This is a genomic window from Colwellia sp. D2M02, assembly GCF_018860755.1.
In the GTDB taxonomy this organism is placed as follows: domain Bacteria; phylum Pseudomonadota; class Gammaproteobacteria; order Enterobacterales; family Alteromonadaceae; genus Colwellia; species Colwellia asteriadis.
The window spans coordinates 43,734-63,958 of sequence record NZ_JAHKPW010000090.1; the positions used below are offsets into that span (position 1 = coordinate 43,734).

Genomic DNA, 20,225 nt, shown 5'->3' on the forward strand with positions numbered 1-20,225 from the left:
AATTATGACACTTTAAGGATAAAAATGTTGAAACTATTTAACAATCTAACAATAATAAAAAATCGTCTATTTATCCTCCTCTTGTTTTTTTCAACTAGCATTTTTGCATCAGAAACAAATACAGTCGCAAATAAGCCCTTGTTTCAATTTGAAGCAGGTATTCATGCTAATTACATGGATGCAGAAGACTACTATCAGTTAAATACCAGTGACGTATTTACCACTGACTCCTATACGCAACTAGGGTTTGATGTTTCAATTCAATTACATCACCAAGTATTGCCAAAAAATGCGTTCCTTGCATTAGGCTGGAGCAAAACCGGTGAATATAGCGCGGATGTGCTTGCGCATTGTGGTGATAAAGCCTGCCAAGAAACCACTAAGCTTAACTTTGAATCACTACAGCTAAATTATCATTACCAATGGCATCAATCTTCCACATTGGAATCTTCAGTTTATGCTGGTGTTTCATATATTTGGGCTGAGGGTGAAATTAAAGGTCAAGCTTGGCGTGATGGCGCAACAGGTTTTCAGGTAGGCAATCAAATTTACTTTATGCCACATTCAGCCATTCAACCCTACATTGGTGTTAAATTATCTTACTTCGCCATTGAAGATGGCGATGACACGGTTCACTTACCAAACTTAAGCCTTTTATTTGGCTTACACTTTTAATTAATTTTTGGACTTTTTTATGATGTTACTTCGTTTTGTAAGTTTATTGTTACTTTTGGGGTTAACCGCTTGCGAGAAAGCAAGTGTTCCTTCAGATACCTCTCCTAATTTAAGTTTAATGGTTACTGCACCTTCTATCACTGATGTGGGTGAAACAGTCAACCTAAGTGCGATACTTAGTGCTAATGGAGCAAATGTTAATAGTGGCGTTACTTATGTGTGGGAGGATAAATCTGCACAACAACTTGGTTTAACGAGTAATAACGATACCGCGAGTTTTGTTGCTTTAGCCGGTATTGATGAGGCGATTATATTGGTAACAGCCTCTATTGATGGCTCATCTGTCAATGAAACGATTAACATAGTCATTAATCAACCACCTAAGTTAACTATCACGGCCCCTTCAGCTGTTGATGTAGGCACTAGCGTTGATCTTAGTGCGGTATTAAGTATTGATGGAGTAGATGTTAATAGTGGTGTTACTTATGCGTGGGAAGATAAGTCTACCCAACAAGTTGGTTTAACAAGCAGTAGCGATACTGCTAATTTTGTCGCCATCTCTGGTATCGATGAAGCCGTCATATTAGTAACCGCTTCTTTTGATGGCGTCACTGTGAGTAAAACAACGAATATTACTATTAACCCGCCCCCTAATTTGAGTTTAACTGTTACTGCACCGCTTACGGTTAATGTGGGCGACAATGTCAATATTAGTGCTATGGTCAATGCTGATGGAGTTGATGTTAATAATGGTGTTACTTATTTGTGGGAAGATAAATCTGCACAATCGATTGGTTTAGCAAGTAAGGATAATACCGCTCATTTTGTTGCTGTTGCAGGTATTGATGAATCAATTGTGCTAATCACAGCGAGCTACAAAGGCGCGACAGTGAGCGAAAAAGTGTCTATTGCTGTGCTTAGCTCAGTGCAACCTGTTGAAATAGGTGCGTTGACTATTAGTGGTCCAACTAAGGTAAAGTCGTCTGATGAGGTGATTTTAAATGCACTTTATACACAAACCAGTGCAGTAAAAGCAGATGCGACTTTTGTTTGGTCACAAGATGAAGGGCCTGACGTTGGGTTTACTGCCAATAATGGCGAAATATCATTTACTGCACCAGATGTTAACCAAGATACAGAGCTTGCCTTTAGTGCTCAAACCACTAACGATGCGGGTGAACTTTTCGATACATTGTGGTTTGTTACAGTAACTCCTCCCGATATTGCATTTACTAATCAGCCTAATACAGGGCAATCACAAGTTAACAGTCAACAACAAACAGCTCATACAGTAAAACAAGCTACTTCTGGTGATAGAGTTCACTTAACGACACAGGTTAGCCAAACTGGCGGTGGCGGCTCATTTACTTATGCTTGGCAACAGGTGACAGGTACTCCAGTTGCTATAGCTCATCCAGATATATCTCAACCTACCGCAACTTTTGTCGCGCCTTCTGTCGCGGGGAAATTAACTTTTAGTGTAACGGCTACGGAATCTGGCAGTGGAAAAAGCATTTCGCAAACGCAAGTAGTTAACGTATTAGGCAAGCCGTTTACCCCACAACAAGGTGCGCTGCATTCGGTATTTAGTGGACATGGACAAATTGAATTAAAAGGTAGGGTTAATGGAGGAACAGCGCCTTTTAGCTATTCATGGGCACAAACAACTGGTCCACAAGCTATAATTAGCAGCACAAGTGCTGAAAATCCATCTGTAACACCGCCAATAGTCACAACCGATACAGACATTACTTGGGTTGTTACAGTAACAGATTCGAATAATCAAAGTGTTACTTCTACGCATGTAGTCACTGTAAAAGCAGCCCCTAAGTTAGCTGTTTCTATATTACACCCTGCAAGCACGGACGTTGCTGAAGGCGACACCGTACTACCGCAAGCACACATTAGTGGAGGCACAGGCAATTATTCCATTCGTTGGACGAGTTCTGTAGTTACCTTGGTTGATGAAACTACCGCAGCACCAAGCTTTGTTGTACCAACAGTCAGCAAAGACACCACAATTGTTGTGAATTTAGCAGTGAGCGACGGCGTTAATCAAATCACGCGAAGTGTAAGATACACAGCTAAACCTTTATTTACGGTAAATTCGCATCAGAACCAAAGCGGCAGTAACCTAGCCACAGGTCCTAATCAAAGTACACATCAGAACAATCAAATTGAGTCAGGCAAGACCTTTAAACCCAGTGTTGATGTACACGAAAATGCTGCATCTGGTGGTACTTTTACGTATGTATGGACAGTAGTGAAACCTAACCCCGCACCTGCAGATTTAGTCATTGCAGGTGCCAATACTGCACAGCCCGTTGTGAGTGCACCTAGTGTTACCAGTACAACACCTGTTGAGTTGCAAGCTGTTATCTCTTATAGCGTTAATGGTAAAAGCATTAGTAAAACGGTTCACTCTCAATATCAAGTTGTCCCATATAATTCACCTAGTAAACCCACATTAACATTAAGCATGGCGGGGCATGAAAGTGTGATTGGTGGTCGTCTAGCGAACCCTACTGTTTCGGTCATGAATGCAGCAGGCACCATCACTTACAAGTGGACACAAATAAGTGGGCCAAATATTGTTGGGGGTATCATTGGTGATACAACAGGCAATCCTTACTTTACAGTGCCAACCATCACCGGTGGTCATCAAAATTTAGTATTAGAAGTTGAAGTGGGTGATGGCACTGACGTCAAAACAGCGCAAGTAACTTTTGATATTGACCCATTAAACATACCACCGAAATTACCATTGACTGTTGTCGCGTCTAATGATGAAACAGTTGTTGCTAACGCAGTGGTAACCCCAAGAGCGACTGTAACAAACTCTAATGGCACGCCGACTTATGCATGGGCTCAAACCAGTGGCACAACCATTATAATTACCGATGCAAATACGGCAACGCCAAGTTTTACGGCGCCCACAACCAGTGGCACGATAGTACTTGAAGTCACCGTAACAGATAATGACAATACCCCTATTACGGACACGGTAAGCTATCAAGTGCAAACAGCTATCAAACTCACTGCAGGAGCTCCTATACGTGCGGTATCTGAAGGAAATACAGTTGATTTACTTGCATCAACAACAGATGTAAATGGCACGGCGACTTATGCTTGGAGCGTTGTGAGTGATGGCGGTTCCGGTGTGGTAACAGGAGATATTGCCAACCCCGCGCTAGCTCATACCAGTCTTGATATTCCGGCAGTTGACCAAGATAGAATCTTGGTTTTAGAAGTTATTGCAACTGACAGTGCTAACTCTGCAACCGCTAAAGCGACAGTTACTATTAACATTAGTGATTTAAAAATGCGAGTCGACTTAGGGGCGGGGGCAAATATCCCTTCTGGGAACACCGGCCATTTACATGCCAATGTTACTAGCGGTAAAGGTCCTTTTAGTTATGCATGGACAGACTCTACCCCTCCTAGCCTTAGCGCTACTAGCACCAATAACCCGAGTTTTACAGCACCTAATGTTACCCACAGTGTTGATTTACAATTTGGCGTAACGGTCACTGACAGTCTTAATAATACCGCTTCTGGTAGTATAATAATGACCGTAGAACAACCGCCGTTTAGTGTTAATGCAGGCGTTGACTTCTCGGTAACAGAAGGCAGTACCGTTCAATTACGCGCTCAGGGAGTAAATGGTGCAGGAGCAACATGGCAATGGATACAAACCGCAGGTCAAAACGTTTCATTGTCTGATGCAACACTGGCTAACCCAACCTTTATTGCACCTTCACAAGCGGAAGGCGTGAAAGAAACATTTAGCTTTACCGTGACAGGAACCAGCAATGGACAAGTTAAAAGTGCGTCTGTAAATGTTGTTGTTCAGGGAGTTCCTGATATTGCGGCGCATTCAAACAATGTTTCAGTGCATGCGGGAGCAACGGTTAATCTAGCGGGTAGTGTTACAGGCGCTGGTACTGTCGAAAATTTAGCATGGACTCAGAGTTCAGCGGGACTATCTGTAGGTACTATTACTAACGCTTCTGTAATAGGCGATGTAAAATATTTAAATGCGAGTTTTGTTGCACCTGCAGTTAACGCAGATACAACCCTGACCTTTGACTTTACCGCAACAGGCGCAGGCAATGTAGTACATGTACCTGTTACGGTTACTATTATTGCTAATCCCTTAACGGTAAGTGCAGGTGGCGATATTCGCGTTAGATCGGGCGCAACGGTCCAGCTACACGCTGTATCAAGCAATGCGGCTAACTACGCATGGTCACAAACAGTAGGCACTCCTACGGTAACGCTGATTAATGGCAATACCAATGGCGCAAGTTTCGTCGCGCCTGATGTAACTGCGGACACAACACTGACCTTTGAAGTTGATGTAACAGGTGGTGGAATACCGGGAACTGACACAATTAATGTGACTATTTTCGAACCAACCATCGTAGTAAATACGAACAGCGCCCACCGTATTAACCTAATTGCAGATGATTCGGAGCCGCCGACCTTTATTGACACAACCTTTGCAGATAGCGTAAGTGGTAGTGACGTCACGCCAGCCACAACAACATGGACGATTACTCCTAATCCTACTCCCCCCGCAACATTGGACATGGTGTTTTCTGGATTGAATACGGCAACTTTGGAAATCAACCCAATTGGCGCTTCAAAAGGTACTTACACAGCGACGATGACAGCAGGTGATTCTGCAAACCATTACCAATCAGGCAGCAAGTCATTTGTTATTGACATTAAACCTGCTACTCCGCCGATGCCTAAAACTGTTGATCTTAGTGCGAATACAGGGCTAACAGTGGCAGGTATTGCAGGCAATCATTCACTGCATGTCCCAACCATCTCAGGAGGTTTACCACCTTACCATTATAATTGGGGGCTAGGTGCCGATGCCAATGGTTTAGTAATTACCGGTGGTACTACAGACAATCCAACCGTCGCTTTTCCTGCGGTACCTAGCACTTGTACCGCTATTTCAGGGAAAATATCGCTCACCGTTACAGATGCAAATGGTGATACCGCTACTGGCGATGTAACATATAGTAGCACACCTTCCCTAAATCCTATTAAACCAGTCAGCTGTCAAATTTGCCGTGGACCTAAATTCATTTGTGAGCGCTCACATGTTTTAACAGTTTGTGATGTTTCTTTCGGAAATCATGCCTCGGGTACGGTCAATTCCGATTTACAATATTGTATTAATGATATTGAAAACCTCCAAGATGGTTCACGCTATGTAACCCGTCGCTGCGCTACTGCGGAAGAAGTAAATCATGATTGGTTTACTGGCAAAGCGACAGGTTTTACCGAAGCAAATACGAATTCAGGGACAGATATTGGTCATTTGGGACGACTCGACCCACTTGCTCATAAATACAATGTGGTCATATTGAAAGACAGGCACTTTAGCTTTTCAGCAGCTTGCAAAGGTGATAACTGTAATCTAGAAACTGTTCCCGATGATCTCCTTGGCGTGACTAATGGAGTGCCAAATAGTGTAACAGGGGTTCCGCCTACACCGAAAGCAGGTGTTTGTCCTTAGTTAGTTTATTCAAAATAAAAGCATCACTTAATATAATAGATTCATTATTAAGTGATGCTTTCTATGTTTTTACACCTTAAACTTATCTAACAGTATCGACTGTTATGGGTCGATGAATCATGGGAACATAGTAATTATAAGCTCAGCACATTGAATAGGTATTGTAAGTTTTAAGTACACTCAAAAAAGCACACTAATTAGCCCTAATTTATTTATCATTTTTTAGTTAACTTCCAGACTGGATTTACATGCGTTTGTGAAAAATATCATATTAGCTTTTCATTTTAGGTGGTGAGGTTTGCTTAATACATATTAGCCAACTCACTTTGTGCCCCAAAGTGAGATAGAAAATTAATTTTTTACGCCTATAGTTCATTACATTCGAATGTCCGCTTTCGAAGTTTCCGATTAAATTTTAGTATTGAATTTTATAAATTTGAAAATGAGGTGGTATAAGAAGTCTTATTTGGGCTATTTATCGGATTTTCTTTCATTAGCTAAGCCAAAGCTAATTTCCTCTATCGTATCAAAGGAGCTTTAACTAAGATGATCTCCCTTCCTCGCTTACTAGCTATTTAGACTCTCTGTTGACCTACTTAACTTTACGGTTTGCTCAACCCCAAAATTAAACATTATATGAAGTTGAAATATAGGTAACTACGACTAAGCACTATAAACAACTGCTGCTGCAATAATTAACGCTGCGGCTATTACGCTATAAACCAGATATTGGTTTTGCTTCTTTTGCGCCGCTAACATTTCACGCATTAATTGTGCTTGCTGATGTTGGTTTTCTTTGCCTGATTTTAAATAATCATAAATTAAATCAGGTATTTCAGGTAGTTTTTCATTCCAGAATGGAAGGTTCTCTTTTACTTTAGCAAATACTGATTTTACGCCCATTTGCTCTTTTACCCAGTTTTCTAAAAATGGCTTAGCGGTTTGCCATAAATCTAACTGAGGATATAACTGACGACCTAAGCCTTCAATATAGAGTAAGGTTTTTTGTAACAATACCAATTGTGGCTGCACTTCCATATTAAAGCGGCGTGCAGTATTAAAAAGGTTAACCAATACCTGCCCAAAAGAAATTTCTGATAACGGCTTATTAAAAATAGGCTCGCAAACTGTACGAATAGCAAATTCAAACTCATCAACGCTGGTATTATGTGGCACCCAGCCCGAATCAACATGTAACTGCGCAACTTTACGATAATCGCGATTAAAAAAGGCGACAAAATTCTCGGCCAAATAGCGTTTATCTTCTCGGTTTAACGTACCAACAATACCGCAATCAATGGCAATCCACGTTGGATCTTCTGGCGTAGTTGCATCGACAAAAACATTACCTGGGTGCATATCTGCATGAAAGAAACTATCGCGAAAAACTTGGGTAAAAAAGGTTTCTACGCCACGCTCTGCTAGCAGTTTCATATTAACACCAAGGGCGTTTAGCTTATCAACCTCACCGACACCTATGCCGTAAATTCGCTCCATCACTAAAACGTTTTTTGATGAATATTCACTGTAAATTTTCGGCACATACAGTGCTTTGTCAAACTCACTGCCTTGCGTAAAGTTACGCTTTAATTGAATGGCATTAGCCGCTTCGCGATTTAAATCAAGCTCATCGAGAATGGTTTTTCGGTATTCGTTAACCACTTCTTTCGGGCGTAAGCGCTTTCCATCGGGTAACCAACGCGCGACAATACCAGCAAATAAGGTCATCACCTTAATGTCAGCTAAAATAGTTTTATCAATATTGGGACGCAGTACTTTAATGACGATTTTTTCTTGTACGCCCTCTTCAATTAATGTCGCTGTGTGTACTTGTGCAATGGAAGCAGAGGCTAAAGGTAGCAGCTCAAAATCATGAATATGTTGCTCAAACGCGTCTTTACCTAAAGAATCAATAATTAGCTGCTTAGCTTGCTCACCCGAAAATGGTTTTACTTGATCTTGTAATAACGCGAGTTCATCTGCGAGTTCAGGTGGTAATAAATCACGACGCGTAGAAAGCATTTGCCCAAATTTAATAAACACTGGGCCTAAACTTTCAATCGCAAGTCTAAAGCGTTGCTCTGGGCTTTTGTCTTTATGCTTGTTACGCAGCCAAAAAATGCAAGCCCTTGCCAATTTAGCATACCAAGGGAGTAAGTGCTTAGGCACCATGTCATCTACACCAAAGTGTAAAAAGGTTTTCACTATGTGATAAAGGCGTAAACTACTCACGAGAGGTTTGATCTTCCTATTAGGTTACTTAACGGGGGCATCGTTATTTGCTGAAGCTAAGGTTTTTTCTAATTTTTCCATGCGTTCAGATAAAGTATTTACCTGCTGTGCAGTCGCAATAACAGATTGATTAAATTGACTTAACTGCCCTTTAGTAACAATTAGTCTTTTTTCATGAACTAAGTATTCAACAATATCACTCTCGACACTTTTGTTCGTTGCCTTCATGTTTTTGGTAATTTTATTACCAAACTGTACCGCTTTATGTGTTGGTACATCACCAATGTGTTTCGCTATTTCACTTTGCCAGTCAATATCAAGCTGCTGCGCTATCGTCGCAAATTGCTGAGCAATTTTAATATCGCCTTCAACATCTAATTCACCCGCTTTAATCAGTTGAGTGATTTGCTGTTCGGCGTTAATTTTTTTTAACGTTTGAATACTCGTATAAATAGTACAATCACTGCGCTCTGTCGTACTGCCAACAATAATTGACTTATGTTCGCTTTGACTAGCCTGTAAGTTGCTACAAACACTAAAACTTAACGGAAATTTTAATTCAGCTAAGTGTACTGTTAACGTACTTTCATTTAATGTGTTTAGCGCTACTTTGTTTGTACTTAAGCTCAATGCTTTATTAACAATATATTCAATTACAGCACTTAATACCTGAGGTAATAATAGCTGCTGTGATATTTGCGACATAAGGCTCATGACTAAAATTTATAACCTTTATGCAACGCAACAACACCACCGGTTAGGTTTTTATAACTGGTTTGCTCAAACCCAGCCTCATCCATCATTGTTTTTAAGGTTTCTTGATCCGGGTGCATACGAATAGACTCAGCTAAATATTGGTAACTATCGCCATCTTTAGCTACTAATTCACCCATTTTAGGTAATACGTTAAATGAATAAAAATCGTAAGCTTTGCTAACAACATCATGTTCTGGTTTAGAAAATTCTAAAACTAATAAACGACCACCAGGTTTTAACACTGAATAAATAGAACGTAATGCTTTATCTTTGTCGGTAACATTACGCAAACCAAAGGCGATAGTAACAATATCAAAGGTATTTTCTTCAAACGGTAGGTATTCAGCATTGGCTTGCACATATTCAATATTTTGCACTAAACCTTTATCACGTAATTTATCGCGACCCACATTTAACATTGAACTATTGATATCAGCTAAAACCACTTGACCATTACGACCCACTAACTGTGAGAATTTTGCCGTTAAGTCGCCAGTTCCACCTGCTAAATCAAGTACTTTATTTCCTGGTCTTACGCCACTGGCATCAATCGTAAAGCGCTTCCATAAACGGTGGATACCAAATGACATCAAATCATTCATAACATCATATTGCTTAGCAACAGAATGGAAAACACCAGCAACCATAGAAACTTTGTCTTCTTTTTCTATAGTTTTATAACCAAAATGAGTAGTGCTGTCGTTAGCACCATTAGAAGGGGATTGTTGATCAATAGCAGAGTTATTTTGCTCTGTATTTTTATCTAATGTTGACATGATTATTTCACTTAAAACGATAATTAGCGATAGTTTACTGTATGCATGCTAAATCACCAAATACCCAACTGGTTTTTTCTTGATCTATACCAATATTAATAGCGTTTAATACAATAAATTCACACATAAAATCGCTTTAATCATTAGAAACCTGCAATAATTCTGTAACAAAGCAACAAATATGAAATAAAATTACATTATTTGCTTGCACCATTAGAGCTAGTACTCTATAATTCTCTTCGTTCCCTTATACGGACGCTTGTTGTAATAATTGAATATTCTAGCTTTCCTCATAGCTAACTCACCGGTGGCAATTGCTACCGGTTTTTTTTGCCTAAAATTTACCACGCTCTCCTCTCAAGCACTTTTATTTCAACAGTACCTTGTTATCTCAGCCTATTAATTGTTAACAACAACATATACACTCAATGCAAGCACCAACATCATTGCAATTATAGGGAAGTTTATCGTGAGAGAACCTGTGCTCCTTTTATTAAGTTGTTATCTCGCATTATCTGGGTGTGTAGTGTTACCAGTAACGGATAGCGGCTACATCAATCAGTGCGAAATTTCTAGCGACCGAAAATATCTAAAAGTGGTAGATATCGCTAAAGGCTCAAATAGCTACTATTCCATTAGTGGTATTATTTTATTACCAATATCAGGTGTGGTATCGGGCGTTTATGTCGGGGTAAATAATATTTACCACCTTGGAGAAGAAACAATCAGATGTAGTAGTACGACAAAGGGTAGTACAGAAATATCTTAATCGAGGTTAGAATTAAATAGCTTGAGTTGGAGAGAAGTGGTACAAAATTACTACAAACAAGTGCTTTACAACAATAGAGTTATCACTCTATAATTATTTAGTTCTTAAGCGAACACTTATTGTAATAATTTTTCTAGCTTCCCCATAAGCTAATGTGCCGATGCCATTTATGTCATCGGCTTTTTTATAGCTACGAGAAAGTATGACAGTACCTATGATAGTTCGAGGTTGTCTGCTTCATCTTGAATAAAGTCGTCTTGTGCTAACCAATCACAAATAACAACATCTGCTTGCTCGGCACCGGTGCGCTTTAATGATGAGAAGGCTTGTACTCGAATATCAGCATTTAATGTTGCTAGGGCTTTTTTCACCTTTAAGACTTCTGCGCTTCGCTTACCTTGAGATAATTTGTCACACTTAGTTAATAAAGCCAGTACAGGTAGATCACTATCGGCTGCCCATTGAATAAGATCCATATCTAAATCTTTTAATGGGTGACGAATATCCATTAATACCACTAACCCTTTAAGGCTATCGCGCTTTTCTAAATATTCGCCTAGTGCTTTTTGCCATTTCTTTTTCATTTCTAACGGCACTTTAGCAAAACCGTAACCCGGTAAATCAATCAAACGTTTATTCTCGGCAACTTCAAAAACGTTAATAAGTTGCGTACGTCCTGGGGTTTTACTGATACGAGCTAACCCATTTTGGTTAGTTAATGTATTTAATGCACTCGATTTACCGGCATTTGAACGACCAGCAAAAGCAACTTCAATACCTGTATCTTCAGGTAAACGACGAATATCAGGTGCACTTAAAGTAAAAGTGGCTTTGCTTAAATGGATCTTTGTAGAAGACAAGAGCTTAACTCGTTAAAAAATTTTCCGCATTATAGCGTTTTTCTTGTACTTTTATTATTAAAAAACACATAAAAAGTTAAAATACGTAGATTTTATCAGGATTTTTACTCTGTCGCTCTTACACCGTACAAATATTAGTGTAAAATGCGGTCACTTTTTTAAAATAATTACTTAGTACTTTTTTATCATTTTTTAATTAGATAGCGACTATACTACTCAAATAAGCTGTGTAATTAATGACAAGCAGAGAGCAACTCAATGAAAAAAATTATCTTTTCGCTATTTTTAGCTATAGGTTCAATAAGTGCTGCACAAGCACTAGAAGGCGATGCCGCCGCTGGTAAAACAAAAGCTGCAACATGTGCGGCTTGTCATGGTGCGACTGGTATTAGTGCTATTCCAAACTACCCTAACCTTGCCGGACAAAACAGCGCTTATATTATTAAGCAGTTAACCGACTTTAAAGCAGGCACTCGTTCAGACCCTCTAATGTCACCAATGGCAGCTAATTTATCTGAGCAAGATATGGCCGACGTGGCAGCATATTTCTCAGGCATTCCTCGTTCAGGCGAAGTGGTAGCGGCAACAGGCGATGCTCCAGCGGGCGCAGCGCCAGTTGCTGGTAATGTTGAAATAGTTGCCTCAACACCTGCTTCAGCAATTTATAAAGGCGATGTGAGTGCTGGTAAAACAAAAGCGGCAACGTGTGCTGCGTGTCATGGTGCTGACGGTAATAGCTTAGTTCCTATGTACCCAAGTTTAGCCGGTCAAAGTGCTAACTATATTGCGAAACAATTACACGATTTTAAATCGGGTGATCGTAACGACCCGGTTATGGCTGGTATGGTTGCGGCATTAAGCGAAGAAGATATGCATGACTTAGCCGCTTTCTTTGCCGTTCAAGCACCTAAAGCGGGTACTGGTGAAGGTAGTGACTTAGGTAAAAAACTATACTTCAGTGGTGATGCCGCTAAAGGCATTACCGCTTGTATCGCCTGTCATGGTGTTAATGGTAAAGGCATGCAACAAGCTGGCTTCCCTGCAATCGCAGGTCAAAGTAAAGATTACTTGAAGAAGCAATTAGCGACTTTCCGTGATGGTAGTCGTGCCAATGACAACAACGGCATTATGCGCAACATTGCTATTAAATTATCTGATGCTGATATTGAAGAAGTAACTCAATATATGTCATCTTTAAAATAAGTGCTCAATATTCACTTATAAACTAATCTATATAAAGCAGCGTTTATCGCTGCTTTTTTTTCTTTAAAATTAATTAAAGCAGATATTAACAGCTGTGATATGACACAAAAAAAACAACCGAAACAGTGGGTAGCATGTCAGCAATGTGATGCATTGTTTGACAAGCCTTTATTAAAACAAGGACAAAGTGCTAAATGTACTCGTTGTGGCAGCGTTTTAGTTGAACGTAAAGTCGACTCTATTGAGCGTAGCTTTCACTGGTCTCTAGCGGGTTTAATATTAATGTTACCTGCTATTTTACTACCTTTAATGGGAGTGACTTTAGCCGGACAACACCATCAAGCCTCACTATTTGATTGTGTATTAGTACTGATAGAACGTGACTTTTTTATGATTGCCAGCTTGTTGTTTTTATTTGCTATTGCCGTGCCAATAGTCAGGCTATCCGGCGCTTTATACTTATCGTACAGTTTTAAATTTAACCGTTTAAAACCATCATTACTTAATTTTTTTCGGGCATATCATCATTTAGATCACTGGGCTATGCTTAATGTTTTTATGCTAGGGATTGTTGTCTCTATGTATAAATTACTTGATGACACAGAGCTTTCTGTTAATTTAGGCTTATTATCTTTTATTTTATGGCTGGTATGTTCAACCATGGCATCAGCAGCACTCGATCAAGATTATATTTGGGAAGAACTAGAACAAGCATTTCTCGAACCAAATACTACCGATGAAATAGCATAAATGAGAACCGCTAAAAGCAAGGGCTTAGCGTTGTGCCCCAAGTGCCATAAAGTCAATAAGGTTGTGAGTGAACCTATACAATGTAGTCGTTGCATGGGGTCTTTTTATCAACGAAAATATAACAGCCTGCAATACACTTTTGCATGGAACTTAGCTGCCTTACTCGCCTTTATTCCAGCAAACCTATATCCGATAATGGTAGTTTATCAGCTAGGTGTGCCGAAAGAGGCAACTATACTCTCGGGTATTGGTGAGTTTATTGACCATGGTTTATACCCTATCGCCGTTATTATATTTACCGCCAGTATTATAGTACCGCTGATGAAAATAATTGGCTTATTTGTGCTGGTTTATAAAGTACATACTGGAATGCGCTTAAAACCAAACAAACATAGTAAAATTTATCATATACTTGAATTTTTAGGGCCATGGTCAATGTTAGATGTATTTGTCGTAGCTTTGATGGTAACCATTGTTGAACTAGGCTTTGTTACCTCCGTTGCTGCTGGGCCTGCTATTAACTACTTTACCATTACCGTTATTTTTACCATGTTTGCTGCCAATAGTTTTGATCCTCGGCTGTTATGGGATAAAAAAGAAATACAATCAAAGGAAAAAAATGCACTCAAAACAACATAACCCAGTAGTTCCGCCTCAAAACCAAGCCGAGGTTGTACCACGCAAAGGGGTTTCTATTATTTGGTTTGTACCTTTTATTGCCTTAATTTTTGGACTTTGGTTAACCATTAAGGTTATTTCAGAGCAAGGCACATTTATCACCATTAAATTTGATAATGGTGCAGGTATTGTTCCTAATAAAACCGAAGTACGGTACAAAGGCTTAGTTACCGGCTTAGTAAAAAAGGTATTACCATCAAGCGACTTAAGCCAAGTAATTGCTGAAGTAGAAATTTCACGAGACTTTAGTGATTATTTAACGACCGATACAAAATTTTGGTTGGTCAGTGCTGATATTTCCCTACAAGGTATTTCAGGTTTAGATACTTTAATTTCAGGTAGTTACATTAACATTTTACCTGACACCAACCAATCAGCCGACAGTCAAGACAGCTTTATTGCGCTAACCGAGCCACCTGAGCTTGATATGACCACACCAGGTTTACATTTAACCTTAGAAACCGACGTTTTAGGCTCAATAGGCGAGAACTCTCCTATTAGCTTCAAACAAATTCCTATTGGCCATGTAACTAGCTATCATTATATTGAAAGTCGTAAAAAAATTGCGATTAATGTTTTTATCAAGCCTGAGCACGCACACTTAATCAAAGAGAACTCCCTATTTTACAATACCAGTGGCGTACAAGTTACGGCTTCATTGTCTGCTGGTTTAAAAATAAACACCGACTCTATCGCTTCGATAATGGCTGGTGGAATTGCCGTCGACACCTTAAGTTACCAAGCAGATTTAGCGCCAGCTAAAAATGGTAGAGTATACCCGTTACACCCTGATTTTCAGTCTGCTGAAATGGGACACGAAATTGAGTTAACCTTAGATTGGAATTCAGGCATTGATCATAACGCCGCAATTTTATACCAAGGCTTAACCATTGGTGTAATTGAGTCATTTAGTAAAATTGACCCTGTAAGTCGTAAGATAACCGCTAAAGCGAAAGTAAACCCCAGAGTTGCACCTTACTTAACAGAGCAATCACAATTTTATATTGTTGCACCACAGCTAGGTCTAACAGGTGTGTCTAATGCAAAAACGTTACTGACCGGAGCTTACGTAAGTATAAGACCTTCACTTGCTGGCAAGCCCACCAATAAGTTTAGCGTATTCAATAGCCAACCACCTTACAAATATAGTGAGCCAGGTTTGCATTTAATGCTTAATGCAATAGACAGAAACTCGCTACAAGTCGGTAGTGAAGTTTATTATAAGCAACAAGTTGTCGGTAATGTGCAAGCAATTGAAACCTTAGCTCCGGCAAAGCACTTAATTCATATTCACATACAACCTGAGCATAGTCATTACGTTACCAATACTAGTCATTTTTATAATAATTCAGGTTTACAAATAAAAGCCAGTTTACAAGGCGTAAATATACAAGCTCAGTCTTTACAAAGTATATTAACGGGTGGTATTTCATTTACTAACAATGAGCAAGAAACAGCTACTAACAGCAACAGCTCTCAAGTAAATAATGGTGATAAATTTAAGTTATTTACTAACGACAAGTTAGCTAAACACCGAGCCAACTTTACCTTAACAACCAAAATATCCACTGAAGTAGATGTTAATACACGTATTTTATATCGTGGTGTTGAGGTTGGTGCCATTCATAATATTGACTATCATGGCAACAACAAACAGTTACAAGTGGGCTTGTTGCCTGAATATGATTATATTTTGAAAGCCCAATCACAATTTTGGTTAGTTAAGCCTAATTTAAGCTTATCGGGCGCCACCGATACTAACGCTTTGCTAGGTGGAACTTATATTACCTTTAATGTCGGTCAAGGCGATAATGCATCAGCATTTAACCTACTTACTAATCCGCCTGCTAAGCATGCCAGCGCACAAGGCTTACAGCTAACGTTAATCGCCGACCACGCTAGCGTTGCAACACCAGGTAGCGCAGTAAGCTATAGAGGCGTTGTTGTTGGCCAAGTTGATAATGTCAGCCTAGACAAAACAAGTGATAAAATTCATATCAACCTGAGTATTGATGAAGAACACCAGCAACTCATCCAGCAAAATAGTCGTTTTTATAACGCTAGTGGTGTAACCGTATCTGGTGGTATTAGTGACTTTGTTGTGAAAACTGAATCTATCGATAGTATTTTACGTGGTGGTCTAAGCTTTTATAACCCAAGCCAAAGTGAAAAAGGTGAAGTGCAAGTTGATGAGCTAACACAGTTCAAGTTGTTCAAGCACATCGAACAAGCTAAAAGTGCAGGCTTGAATATTAGCATTCATTTTGATGACGCTAGCGGGTTAAAAGTAAATAGCAAAGTTATTTATCAAGAACAAGAAGTTGGCGTTATTGAACGCTTGAGCTTTCAACCAAATCACCAAGGCGTCATTGCACAAGTTTTATTAAATGACCTCGGTAGCCAATATGCCAAACAAGGCACGCAATTTTGGAAAGTAGAGCCCGAGCTTGGTCTAGTGGGTTCAAAAAATGTTGGCGCTTTACTCGATGGCGCTTTTATTGCGCTATTACCAAACATTAATACAGACAATGAAAGTAAAAAGCATTTTAATGCGCTCGCTTTACCACCAACAGTTACCGCATTACCTTACGGCTTAAATGTAAAACTAACCAGCAAACGTTTAGGCTCAGTACGTATTGGTAACCCTGTACTTTATCGACAAGTTACCGTCGGTAAGGTCATAGGCATTGGTTTGTCTGATAACGCCGATAGTGTTGACGTATTTATTAATATTGCAGAGCGCTACGCTCCATTAGTTAACAATACCAGTCAGTTTTGGAATGCCAGCGGGCTAAGCGTAGAGGCGGGTTTATTTTCTGGTGTTTCTATTGACTCAGAATCAATTGAAACATTAATTGCAGGAGGTATTGCCTTTGCTACTCCTACAAACGCAAACAACAATACTAACAGTAAGCTGCCAACGTTCAGTTTACACCAAGAGCCTGAAAGCGAATGGCTATCATGGCAAGCCAAAATACCATTAACGCCTATAATTCCATAGCCTAATATAATGACTCAAATCAAAAATTCGCACTCTTCTCATCAGTAAGAATGCGAAAGTATAAAGGTGGCTTTAGTTAATGCTGCCTTTTCATAATAAAGAATAATAAACCAAAGTTACTCTTATTCGTCAGTGTTCTGTTGTACCGATAAATTAAACGTTTTAACATCACAATTACTGAGGGCGTCACAACCCTTTATGATAAAACCTAAGCTTGACAGATCTTCACTTTGAAAGGGTTCATTGCCCAGAGAGTCATCGCCAATGAAGCAAGATAAGCTATTATTACTGATCTCACACTGCACCTCAGCTGTTGCGTTAGGGCAAAGTGAAAAAGAATCACTACCACATTTAAGCTCTACTATTTTATTGTTATCTGAATACCTCTCACCGTTAGTCGATAAATACAAATCTATTTTGTATGATGCAGAGGTTGGTGATACCCACTGAACTTCAAATCTAGTGTCTTCTATGACTGTAACCTGTTCCCCCTCGTAATAATCTACCCCGTCAAACCTGACATTTTGCAAAGTAAAGCTATCTGTTCCTGTTGAAGAATCATCAATACTAGCGTCTGTTCCATTACCACTACCACCACAAGCACTTAACACTAAAATACTCATAGCTAATAAAATATGCTTCATAAATGTCCTTATTACTCAATCTAATATCATCAATTATTGGTTGTTCTTTTATTTACATTCCATACATTAGTTTGAATAGTTTATTAACCATTAAACTACACTCTTTTGTTATGCTTTTATTTTGAAGCATAAGAACTAAAATCTTACTTTATACGTATTAACATAAATAACCTACTCAGAAGTCATTGTAATGTTCTCTATATTTAAACGCGACCCTATAAAAAAACTAAATAAACTCTATGAAGCCAAGCTTGAGCAAGCTATGTATGCGCAAAGAAATGGTGATATTAGATCCTATTCAATGATTACCGCTGAGGCAGAAGTAATAGCAAGCCAAATAAAAGAACTAGAGAAATCAACAAAAACCTAGTCTACTTTAGAGTAAAAACATTAATTAAATATTTACATTTTTTTAGTTTATCTTCCTGCTTATATATTTTATGGTCAAGGGTAGCTAGTTTTAACCTAACCTATAACCAACAGCGAGCACGTAGAGATGGATTTTAAAACATGAGTAACCGTTTAGCGTCGCTGTTAAACTCATGGTATGAGCATAAAGATAGCTGCCAATGGGTATTGGCTACCATTATTGAGACTCAACGCTCTTCATATAGAAAATCCGGCGCCATGATGCTAATTAATAGCCTAGGCAAAAGCTATGGGTTATTAAGCGGTGGTTGTTTAGAAGCTGATTTAATGCGTCAAGCGCAAAAGTGTTGGTTTAAAAATGAAAGCATAACTATATGTTACGACATGCAAGATGAAAGCGATATTGCATGGCAGCTAGGTATTGGCTGTGGCGGTATGGTCAAAGTACTGTTACAGCCTACTAATATCGAGAATAATTACCACGATTTACTCACCTTAAAAGCTCATATAGATAATCGCCAGCTTTGCTACTATCAACTCAGTATCGAAAATACCCCCGGCCTGAATAAAGTAATAAACAAGCAACCCGTACAAATTGAACATCAGAGCTCGCTAATTATTACAGTAAAACCTGCTCCCGCATTGATTATTTTTGGTGGTGGTCTTGATGCTCAACCATTGATTGCAATGGCACACACATTAGGTTGGTATAGCTGCTTAATTGACTGTAGAACTAGCTACGCCCGTCCGGCTTATTTCAAGCAAGCCGATCAAATTATCAATAGTAATTACGCAACGTTAAACACCACCTCAAACAAACAGAAACTCCCCAAAGCTGATGCGATTGTTATAATGCATCACAACATTGAGTTAGATGCTAAAGCATTGGATTTAATTAAAAGCAATCCACAGTTAAGCTCTGCGCATTACGTAGGCTTACTTGGACCACAACATCGCACTAAGCGTGTTTTTGACGCCACTCAATTATCAACAAAGCAGTTACCCGTAGCGCTGGCTAATCCTATTGGGTTAGATTTAGGTGGTGAATTACCTGAAAGTATTGCACTTGCTATTCTGGCTCAGGCGCACGCTGCCGTAGAATGTAAAAGCGCACAAGCCTTAGGCGTTTACCAAGATACGTCCACAGCACTGCATCAGCCGATTGAATTAGCAATAAACATCAAAACTCACTTAGCAGGTGATATTGCCAATGCCAGTTAATATTATTTTACTCGCGGCAGGAGCAGGAAAACGTTTTGCTGGCAGCAAAAACTCAAAGGGCGATATAAAACAGTTAGCAAAGTTTCAAGGAGCAACGCTTATTGAGCATACGATAGAGCAACTTAACCCTGCTCTTGCACAACTCAATCAACTTAATCAAACGACTGTGCATAACGATGATAATGCTAATCATACAAGTGACAACAATGAAAAAAGTCAGCTCTATATCAGCTTAGGCGCTCACCAAGATAAAATATCGCCGCTATTACCTAAAAATACCCCTCTATTAACCAGTCGTCATTGGCAAAAAGGGATCGGACACTCTTTAGCTGATGCCATAAAGCAAGTGGCACCTTTTAGCTCACATTTGTTAATTGCTTTAGTTGATCAACCGTTAGTAACACAGCAGCATTATCAAACACTCGTTAATACGTCTTTACTACACCCTGACAAAATTATTGCCACACGCAGTGATGATTTATTGTTACCGCCTGTTATTTTTCCTAAAGATTTTTTCCCAGAATTAGTACAACTTCAAGGCGATATCGGTGCAGCGAAACTTTTAAAGCGTCATAAAAACCGTGTAATTTCACTGCAGTGTGACATGGCGAAGCTTGATGTTGATACCCCAGAGCAATTAGCTGAAATGAACAATATCGCAACAGAAAAAATAACAGCGACAAGAGAGCACTTAGTTATTAGTACTTAGCTATTAGCTATTAGCTATTAGCTAACAATAACTTAAATAAAACTTA

Annotated in this window: 14 protein-coding genes; 9 read left to right on the forward strand and 5 right to left on the reverse strand. The window is 39.3% G+C overall.

Annotation, left to right across the window (positions count from 1 at the left end; translation table 11 throughout):
* Positions 1-138: 138 nt before the first annotated feature.
* On the forward strand, positions 139-675 hold the full coding sequence (locus KO495_RS17105; protein ID WP_215981623.1) for a hypothetical protein: 537 nt from the start codon (positions 139-141) through the stop codon (positions 673-675).
* Between the two features lie 19 nt (positions 676-694).
* Positions 695-6,211, forward strand: a complete 5,517-nt coding sequence (locus KO495_RS17110; RefSeq protein ID WP_215981624.1) for a hypothetical protein — start codon at positions 695-697, stop codon at positions 6,209-6,211.
* Between the two features lie 663 nt (positions 6,212-6,874).
* On the opposite strand, the gene ubiB is transcribed toward KO495_RS17110, so the two are convergent.
* The 4 genes from ubiB to yihA all read right to left on the reverse strand — a co-directional run bounded on the left by ubiB (position 6,875) and on the right by yihA (position 11,604).
* Positions 6,875-8,443, reverse strand: coding sequence for a ubiquinone biosynthesis regulatory protein kinase UbiB (gene ubiB / locus KO495_RS17115; protein WP_215981625.1), 1,569 nt, complete (start codon positions 8,441-8,443; stop codon positions 6,875-6,877).
* A gap of 24 nt (positions 8,444-8,467) precedes the next feature.
* Complete coding sequence (locus KO495_RS17120; protein WP_252739040.1) at positions 8,468-9,148, reverse strand: SCP2 sterol-binding domain-containing protein; 681 nt, start codon at positions 9,146-9,148, stop codon at positions 8,468-8,470.
* 11 nt (positions 9,149-9,159) lie between these two features.
* Positions 9,160-9,975, reverse strand: a complete 816-nt coding sequence (gene ubiE, locus KO495_RS17125) for a bifunctional demethylmenaquinone methyltransferase/2-methoxy-6-polyprenyl-1,4-benzoquinol methylase UbiE (RefSeq protein WP_215981627.1) — start codon at positions 9,973-9,975, stop codon at positions 9,160-9,162.
* A gap of 981 nt (positions 9,976-10,956) precedes the next feature.
* Complete coding sequence (gene yihA / locus KO495_RS17130; RefSeq protein WP_215981628.1) at positions 10,957-11,604, reverse strand: ribosome biogenesis GTP-binding protein YihA/YsxC; 648 nt, start codon at positions 11,602-11,604, stop codon at positions 10,957-10,959.
* Positions 11,605-11,862: 258 nt separating this feature from the next.
* Here yihA and KO495_RS17135 point away from each other — a divergent pair, with 258 nt between their 5' ends.
* The 4 genes from KO495_RS17135 to KO495_RS17150 all read left to right on the forward strand — a co-directional run bounded on the left by KO495_RS17135 (position 11,863) and on the right by KO495_RS17150 (position 17,236).
* A complete protein-coding gene (locus tag KO495_RS17135; RefSeq protein WP_215981629.1) occupies positions 11,863-12,807 on the forward strand; it encodes a c-type cytochrome in 945 nt (314 codons plus the stop codon).
* Between the two features lie 99 nt (positions 12,808-12,906).
* Entirely contained in the window at positions 12,907-13,557 is a 651-nt protein-coding gene (locus KO495_RS17140; protein WP_215981630.1) for a paraquat-inducible protein A, read from the forward strand.
* 63 nt (positions 13,558-13,620) lie between these two features.
* The gene (locus KO495_RS17145) at positions 13,621-14,196 is read left to right on the forward strand and encodes a paraquat-inducible protein A (RefSeq protein ID WP_215981631.1); all 576 of its coding nucleotides are present in this window, start codon (positions 13,621-13,623) and stop codon (positions 14,194-14,196) included.
* On the forward strand, positions 14,177-17,236 hold the full coding sequence (locus KO495_RS17150) for an MlaD family protein (RefSeq protein ID WP_215981632.1): 3,060 nt from the start codon (positions 14,177-14,179) through the stop codon (positions 17,234-17,236). Before KO495_RS17145 ends, KO495_RS17150 begins: the two co-directional genes overlap by 20 nt.
* A gap of 122 nt (positions 17,237-17,358) precedes the next feature.
* On the opposite strand, the gene KO495_RS17155 is transcribed toward KO495_RS17150, so the two are convergent.
* On the reverse strand, positions 17,359-17,880 hold the full coding sequence (locus KO495_RS17155) for a hypothetical protein (protein ID WP_215981633.1): 522 nt from the start codon (positions 17,878-17,880) through the stop codon (positions 17,359-17,361).
* A gap of 190 nt (positions 17,881-18,070) precedes the next feature.
* Between KO495_RS17155 and KO495_RS17160 the strand changes: the two genes are divergently transcribed.
* The 3 genes from KO495_RS17160 to KO495_RS17170 all read left to right on the forward strand — a co-directional run bounded on the left by KO495_RS17160 (position 18,071) and on the right by KO495_RS17170 (position 20,179).
* A complete protein-coding gene (locus KO495_RS17160) occupies positions 18,071-18,250 on the forward strand; it encodes a DUF6435 family protein (RefSeq protein WP_215981634.1) in 180 nt (59 codons plus the stop codon).
* A 140-nt stretch (positions 18,251-18,390) separates the two neighbouring features.
* The gene (locus KO495_RS17165) at positions 18,391-19,470 is read left to right on the forward strand and encodes an XdhC/CoxI family protein (RefSeq protein ID WP_215981635.1); all 1,080 of its coding nucleotides are present in this window, start codon (positions 18,391-18,393) and stop codon (positions 19,468-19,470) included.
* A complete protein-coding gene (locus tag KO495_RS17170) occupies positions 19,460-20,179 on the forward strand; it encodes a nucleotidyltransferase family protein (protein WP_215981636.1) in 720 nt (239 codons plus the stop codon). The genes KO495_RS17165 and KO495_RS17170 overlap by 11 nt, the downstream gene beginning before the upstream one ends.
* Positions 20,180-20,225: the final 46 nt, after the last annotated feature.

Coding starts and splice junctions, on each gene's coding strand:
- KO495_RS17110 (WP_215981624.1), top strand. CDS start 695: ATGATGTTACTTCGTTTTGTAAGTTTATTGTTACTTTTGGGGTTAACC.
- KO495_RS17120 (WP_252739040.1), bottom strand. CDS start 9,148: ATGTCGCAAATATCACAGCAGCTATTATTACCTCAGGTATTAAGTGCT.
- ubiE (WP_215981627.1), bottom strand. CDS start 9,975: ATGTCAACATTAGATAAAAATACAGAGCAAAATAACTCTGCTATTGAT.
- KO495_RS17135 (WP_215981629.1), top strand. CDS start 11,863: ATGAAAAAAATTATCTTTTCGCTATTTTTAGCTATAGGTTCAATAAGT.
- KO495_RS17140 (WP_215981630.1), top strand. CDS start 12,907: ATGACACAAAAAAAACAACCGAAACAGTGGGTAGCATGTCAGCAATGT.
- KO495_RS17150 (WP_215981632.1), top strand. CDS start 14,177: ATGCACTCAAAACAACATAACCCAGTAGTTCCGCCTCAAAACCAAGCC.
- KO495_RS17155 (WP_215981633.1), bottom strand. CDS start 17,880: ATGAAGCATATTTTATTAGCTATGAGTATTTTAGTGTTAAGTGCTTGT.
- KO495_RS17160 (WP_215981634.1), top strand. CDS start 18,071: ATGTTCTCTATATTTAAACGCGACCCTATAAAAAAACTAAATAAACTC.
- KO495_RS17165 (WP_215981635.1), top strand. CDS start 18,391: ATGAGTAACCGTTTAGCGTCGCTGTTAAACTCATGGTATGAGCATAAA.
- KO495_RS17170 (WP_215981636.1), top strand. CDS start 19,460: ATGCCAGTTAATATTATTTTACTCGCGGCAGGAGCAGGAAAACGTTTT.